The organism is Phormidium sp. CCY1219, assembly GCF_055795085.1.
On record NZ_JAYFEQ010000817.1, the window covers coordinates 1 to 2,902 of the forward strand.

Annotated in this window: 2 protein-coding genes; both read left to right on the forward strand. The window is 53.4% G+C overall.

Features of this window, described 5'->3' with window-relative positions:
• Nucleotides 1-66 precede the first annotated feature (66 nt).
• Nucleotides 67-1,341, forward strand: coding sequence for a HEAT repeat domain-containing protein (locus AC0QH1_RS25665; protein ID WP_324634280.1), 1,275 nt, complete (start codon nt 67-69; stop codon nt 1,339-1,341).
• 460 nt (nt 1,342-1,801) lie between these two features.
• Complete coding sequence (locus AC0QH1_RS25670; RefSeq protein WP_324634281.1) at nt 1,802-2,773, forward strand: S66 peptidase family protein; 972 nt, start codon at nt 1,802-1,804, stop codon at nt 2,771-2,773.
• Nucleotides 2,774-2,902 lie beyond the last annotated feature (129 nt).

Genomic DNA, 2,902 nt, shown 5'->3' on the forward strand with positions numbered 1-2,902 from the left:
GAGAACTCCTCCCTACGCATAAATGACGAGGGTTTCCGTTCTCCCCCTTACCAACCCTAATTTCTGATGAGCGCCTACCACCCCACCTTATTCTTGATTACCATTCTGACTTGCCTGGGATTGGCTCCGAGTGCCAAGGGTAGGGTTGCGATCGCCCCCCCCGATGCCTCTGTCACAGGACAAACCCTGGCGATCGCACCTACCTCAACTCCCCCCCCAGATAGCGCTGACGATTTCACTCCCTCTTTCCCCCTCTCTACCTCAAGCCATTCTTCTGTTCGGGTACCGCTTTCCTCCCCCGACACGCACTCGTTTCTACTCGCCGATCGCCTCTCGGTGAGTGCCACCGCCCGCTCTACCCCAGACAACTCCCTGTTCTTGGCGCAATCTTCCTCAGAAGATACCTCGGACGAGTCTACCTCTGCCCCAAAATCTGAGAAAACCGGCCTTTCTACCAAAGACTTAATCTGGTTGCTGTTACTCGGTTTCGGCACTCTGTCTTTTGCCGGCATCTTCGCCGGGGCGTTTTACTTGCTGACTCATTCGGGCAAGGAGGAACCGGATTGCGACTCTCCACCACCGGATTCTGACTCCGATGACGATCGGGATATGCCGGCGGAATTCTTTCCCCCCCCGGAAGACAAGCCCCCCATGCCTCCCACCTACAGCGATCGCCCGCCGGATCCCGTACCTCCGACGACTTGGGACGCCAATGGCTCTCACCAACCCGCCGTGGGGGTGAGTGACAAGCTCCCTCCACCACCGCAAGACACTCCTCCCCCTCCTCCCCCTCCTCCTCCTCGTGCACCTTCTCCCTCCCCCACTGAATCTCTCGCGGTTCCCGAATCTCCCCCCCTTGCCAAAATCGATAATGTGGAACGCTCGATCCAACAACTCAGTCATAGCAGTCCCACTGAGCGTCGCAAGGCAATTTGGACCCTGGGTCAACAAGGCGATACCCGCGCGGTTCAGCCTTTGATCCATTTACTGATGAATTCCGATTCCAAACAACGCAGCTTAATTTTGGCCGCTTTGTCGGAAATTGGCTCGCGCACTCTCGAACCGATGAATCGCGCTTTGGCCCTTTCCCTGCAAGATACCAATCCGGAAGTCCGCAAAAACGCAATCCGCGATTTAACCCGCATTTATCACTTGCTCTCTCAAACTAGCCAACTCCTGTGCCACGCCGCTGAAGATTCGGATGCAGAGGTTCAAGAAGCCGCAAAGTGGGCTTTATCTCAACTCAGTCGCATCCGCTCTGTCTCTCATGCTGACACTCGCACCCGGTTGCAAAATTGGACCAGTCCTCCCCCAGAAAATTATCCCGAGGATATCCCCTAATTTATCCCCTGCTTGTCCATTTGCCCTCCCTCTGTGGCAACAGGCACCCCGCATTCGCCCAAAACAGCGGACTCACCGGCAATTTCCGTTATCGTCTTACATCGCTTCTTGGTAAATATACTCTCGCAGTCAGAAAATTAATAAATCCCCAGCGAAACGGCAAAATTCAAGAGATAAAAATCTTGTCCAGAAATCCACCGCCACCGGTGTGGCACTATTTTTGATTCTAAATCCTCTTTCCCTGCAGGGGATCGCGGTTTGGCCAAGTTGAAAACTACTCTCGGGCAGCATCAGGGGAAAGGAAGGGAAAAAAATAGAGAAATATCAATTTCTGCTCAAAATTAACTCCTCAAACCAACTATAATTATCTTGCCAATTGAAAACCCCTTACAGATGAGGGTGTAAACCCGGTGTATTTACAGCAGATGTGTCAGTGCGGTTGTGGTTTGAATAGGTAAAAATGGGAGTAGAAAAACAGTATAAATCCAGTGCAAAAATGCAAGTTCCCTCGCCGTTGAAACCGGGGGATTTGTTGCGAGTCATCGCCCCGAGTGGTTGTCTGCGAGAGCGAGAAAGGTTCGATCTCGGGGTGGAGATTTGGCGATCGCGCGGTTATCGCGTGGAATTGAGCGAGGGTTACGATTCCGCTTGGGGCTATTTGGCAGGCAGCGATCGCGATCGGCGTGGCCAATTGTTCGCCGCATGGCACGATCCGAACTGTGGCGCTATCCTCTGCGCTAGAGGCGGTTACGGTGGGGCAAGATTGCTGGAAGAATGGACTTGGACCGCGCCAGCAAACCCCGATAATTCCCCGATTGTCAGCACTGCCCCGGTGACGCCTAAATGGGCGATCGGATTTTCCGATATTACCAGTTTATTGTGGAGTTTGTGCCAACATGGGGTGATGGGAATACATGGGCCTTTGCTGACTACAATTTCCGACGAACCGGAATGGTCGATAAACCGCTTGTTCGATTTAGTGGAAGGACGAGAAATCGCGCCACTGCAAGGGAAAGGATGGGGGGGCGATCGCGTCACCGGTTATTTACTGCCGGCGAATTTAACCGTGGGCACCCACTTACTGGGAACCCGCGCCCAACCCAATTTAACCGGTGCCATTCTCGCCTTTGAAGATGTGGGCGAAGCACCCTATCGCATCGATCGAATGCTGACCCAATGGCGGATGATGGGGGCATTGGAAAAGGTGCGCGGGATTGCATTAGGGCGCTTTAGTCAGTGCGACAATGTGGCCAAACCCCCGAGTTTTACCGTGGCGGAAGTCTTGCGCGATCGCTTGTCAGATTTAGGCATTCCCATTGTGTCGGATTTGCCCTTCGGTCACGATGGGGAAAATGCCGCCTTGCCCGTGGGGGCTGAGGCGGAATTAGACGGCGATCGGGGCATTTTAACGGTGAAGAATCCCGTGGGTTGATGGGGGCGGTTTATTCGGCGATCGCCCTCCACGCTTCGCCGCATTCCTTATGCAGATACATTTAACCCGGAAAAATCTAGCAATTGCTGGAAGTTTCTGAGTATGGCACAATCTGGAATGAAATTATTG

Bases quoted from the DNA above. Each gene is read 5' to 3' on its own strand.
- AC0QH1_RS25670 (WP_324634281.1), top strand. From the start codon at position 1,802: ATGGGAGTAGAAAAACAGTATAAATCCAGTGCAAAAATGCAAGTTCCC.
- AC0QH1_RS25665 (WP_324634280.1), top strand. From the start codon at position 67: ATGAGCGCCTACCACCCCACCTTATTCTTGATTACCATTCTGACTTGC.